Annotated in this window: 1 protein-coding gene; it reads right to left on the minus strand. The window is 43.8% G+C overall.

The window, feature by feature from the left end:
* A partial coding sequence (locus RMO84_RS18455; protein ID WP_310489900.1) for an amino acid adenylation domain-containing protein occupies positions 1–3,986 on the minus strand: 3,986 nt, incomplete at its 3' end.
* Positions 3,987–4,091: the final 105 nt, after the last annotated feature.

The raw sequence follows: 4,091 nt of genomic DNA on the forward strand, positions 1-4,091 counted from the left end.
CCTGCTGGCTCTGCTAGCCATGCAACTGTTTTAACTGCTGACGTTACCCGCGCATTCGGTACATTGAGTATGCTTAATCTTTCCGGTCGATCGTCAATTAATAACTGACGTATTGCTGAAATTGTCAGATTGGCTGCCGACCAGTTTAGTGTTAGATAATTGTCTCGATCGCTAATAGGTTCGGTGCTAATAGTTTGCTCGCCAATCTGAAGAATCGCATTATAACGGAATGCAATTAACTCGTTATGATGTTTCCCCCGCATTAGTTGAATTCGGACGCGATCGATCTGTGGAAAGCGTTGCTGTAGAGCCGTAAAAAAAGCTGGATCGATGACTAATTCTGTTTCTTGGAATATTTGCATCTGTACCCGTTGCTGCAACTCGAAACAGGTGAGGGATGGTTCGGCTCGATCGAGTTGTACCGATGTATGAAAAGCTTGTAAGAGTAGCAAACTTCGCACATCGCCGATGAAGATCCGACCGCCGGGAGCAGTTGCATCGATCGCACCTGCGATGACATCAACTAGATAATCGATCGTCGGGAAATATTGAACGACTGAATTGAGAATTACTGTATCAAAACTGGCTATTGGTAATCGATCTAAATCGGTAGCCATGCGAGCGGATAGTTCTACCTGTGGTAGTTCTTGCTGCGCTAAGTGCTGCTCAATATAATTAATAGAAACTGGCGAAAAGTCGGTACCCCAATATCGATCGCAGTGAGGAGCAATTCTAAATAATATCAAACCCGTTCCACACCCGATTTCTAACACTCGATCGGGTTGTAAAGCCAAAATTTGCTCGACTTGGTTATCTACCCACTCATAGACTTGCTCGGCGGGTAGAGGTCGATCGGTATAACTACTATTCCAACCGACAATATTCAATTTAGGATCTAGATCGACAGGTCGATCGTAAGTTTCGTTGTACAACATTTGCCATTGCAAAACTTGCTCCTCCTGCAATTGGCTTAATTGATTGAGTTCTTGCGATCGACTGTATTCTGGTTTCGGTGATATATAAGCTAATAAGCTTTTCTCCTCGTTCTCTTCACGCATTAATACAACAGCTTGCTGCACTGCTGGATGATGATTTAATACCGCTTCAATTTCACCCAGTTCGATCCGATAGCCGCGAATTTTTACGCGATCGTCAATGCGACCTAAAAATTCAATATTACCATCTCCGCGATAGCGAGCCAGATCGCCAGTTTTATACAGTCGCGCTGTTAAGTTATTATTAAAAGTGTGCTCGATAAAGCATTCGGCAGTTAATTCGGGACGGTTTAAATAACCTCGTGCCAATCCATCACCACTGATGTATATTTCTCCGGCAATACCGACAGGTACGGGTTGTAAATATTTGTCTAGGATATAAACTTGTGTATTTGCGATCGCTCGACCGATTACTGGTGCTAAATCATCTCGATCTTCAATCGAAATTCGCCCCGAAGTTGTCACCACTGTGTTCTCAGTCGGCCCATAATTATTGAATAATTGGAATGAAAGATCTGCTTGAGGATAGTTATTTAATTTATCTCCACCTGTGAGTAATATTCGTAAAGCGGCATCTTCAGGGAAATCTAATAATAAAAATTGCTCGGCTAAAGGAGTCGGTAAAAAGCAAATAGTTATCGCCTTTGCTACCAGCCAATCTTTTAACCGATCGGGCATTTGCCGGATGTCATCATCTACAAAATAGATACTCGCTCCGGTACTCAGATAAGGCCAAATTTCCCAGCCACAAGCATCAAAGCTCACGCCTGCAATCTGTGTCGCTCGATCGCTTGGTGCGACTGTAAACGCGTGTTGATGCCAAAACACGAGATTTAGTAATCCTCGCTGTTCGATTTCTACGCCTTTAGGAGTGCCAGTCGAGCCAGAAGTATAAATAACATAAGCAAGATTATTTAATCCAACTTGATGAGCGAGATTAGCTTCAGGTTCTCGATCGATACTTTCCCAATCTTTATCTACACAGATGACTCGGATATCGCAATTTTCAACTCGTTCGCGCCAGCATTCGCGAGTTAGCAACACTGAGATCTTCGCATCTTGAATGATTAAGTTCAAACGTTCGGATGGGTAAGTCGGATCGATCGGCACATAAGCTCCACCTGCTTTGAGAATGCCCAACATACCGACGACTAGATCGATCGAACGTTCTACACAAAGTCCGACTAAAATTTCGGCTTTTACCCCGAATTTTGTGAGATGATGTGCGAGTTTATTGCTGCGAATATTTAACTCTTTATAAGTGAGTTGTTCATCTTCTGCTACCAGCGCGATCGCGTCTGGATACTGGTGAGCAATATTTTCAAATAACTGATGAACTAACTTATCTTGAGGATAATCTAACTGTGTATCGTTCCATTTAACTAATACATTATCTAGCTCAGACTTGCTTAAGAGTGGTAAGTGGGCGATTTGATGTTCTGGATTGGCAACTACCCCTTCAAGTAATATTTGGAAGTGTCCTACCATCCTCGCGATCGTCGCTTCATCAAATAGATCGGTACTGTAAATTATAAAACCACTAATTCCTTCCGAACTATCCGCCCACAATCCATTTTGAGTATTTGGCTCCCACAAGTGCAACTCCAGATCGAAGCGCGTTGTTTCCGTTTCAAATGGTAGCGGACTTAAAGTTAAATCGGGTAACTCTAAGGCCGTCATCGGTGCATTTTGCAGCGCAAATACTACTTGAAACAGCGGGTTTTGATTTAAATTACGCTCTGGATGCAGTTCTTCGACGATTTTTTCAAAAGGTAAATCTTGATGAGCATAGGCTCCCAAAGCCACATCCTTGACTCGACTTAATACTTCTTGAAAAGTTGGGTTTCCGGACAGGTCGGTACGCAGCACTAAACTATTGACAAAAAAGCCAATTAGCCCTTCAATTTCGCTCCGGTTGCGATTGGCAATTGGCGAACCGATCGCGATATCCGATTGTTGAGTATAGCGATATAGTAAAACTTGAAAAGCGGCTAATAGAGTGATAAATAAAGTTACCCCTTCTTGCTGTCCCAGAGCTAAAAGTGCCAAGCTCAAACTTTTGGACAATTGCAACGGGTATCTAGCACCCTGGTAAGTTTGAGCGGCTAATCGCGGTCTGTCGGTGGGCAGATCGAGCATGGAAATCCCATCTAATTGTTGTTGCCAGTAACCGAGTTGTGTGGCTAAAACTTCCCCTTGCAAGCATTCACGTTGCCAATGTGCAAAGTCGGCATATTGGATTGGCAATTCTGGCAGTGGCGAGGGGCGATTGTTGGCAAAGGCTGGATAGAGTGAGGCGATTTCGTTCATTAACACCCCCATAGACCAACCATCGGCGACAATGTGATGAAGTGTCAGCAGTAGGATCGATCTTGTCTGTTCTAGCCGCAGCAGTTTGACTCGGAGCAAGGGATCGGTTGACAGATTGAAGGGATGTTGAGTTGCTTCAATAGCGAGCTGTCTGGCTCGGCTTTCGCGTTCGGCTGGTGGTAATTGCTGTAAATCGATGACAGGCAAGGGAATGGTGAGGGTAGGACATATTACCTGAACTGGTTGTCCAGCATCGATCGCGATCTTGGTGCGTAAAGCTTCATGTCGGCGCACGATTTCATTAAAAGTTTGCTCTAATGCAGCGGTATCGATTCCACACAGTGGAGGCTTCGCCAACGAACCTGTTAAATTTAGGGCGAGGGGAATATTATAAAAAGGATGATTCGGCATTAATCGATCGAGAAACCATAGCCGTTGTTGTGCAAAAGATAGGGGCAGATTTTGCGATCGCGAAATTGGTACCAACGGTTTAAAATTGTGGCGACTATGATGATGAGTTACTGCCAAACATCCAATAATTTCTGGTTTCCGCGCTTGAATTTCCGATCTCAGTTCTGCTGTCAGAATCCCTTCAGGCGCGTTACAGCGAAACTTTTCACCTTCGATAAAAACTTGAATATCTAAACTGCGAAGATAAGCTAAGAATTCGATCGTCTGCATAATTACACTCCTTCGCAACAGTTATTAATTTCGATCGACGGGTATGATTTGCCTTGCGAAATTTAGAGTAGGGGCAATTCATGAATTGCCCCTACTCTAAATTTC

It is taken from the genome of Chamaesiphon sp. VAR_69_metabat_338 (assembly GCF_031423935.1).
In the GTDB taxonomy this organism is placed as follows: domain Bacteria; phylum Cyanobacteriota; class Cyanobacteriia; order Cyanobacteriales; family Chamaesiphonaceae; genus Chamaesiphon.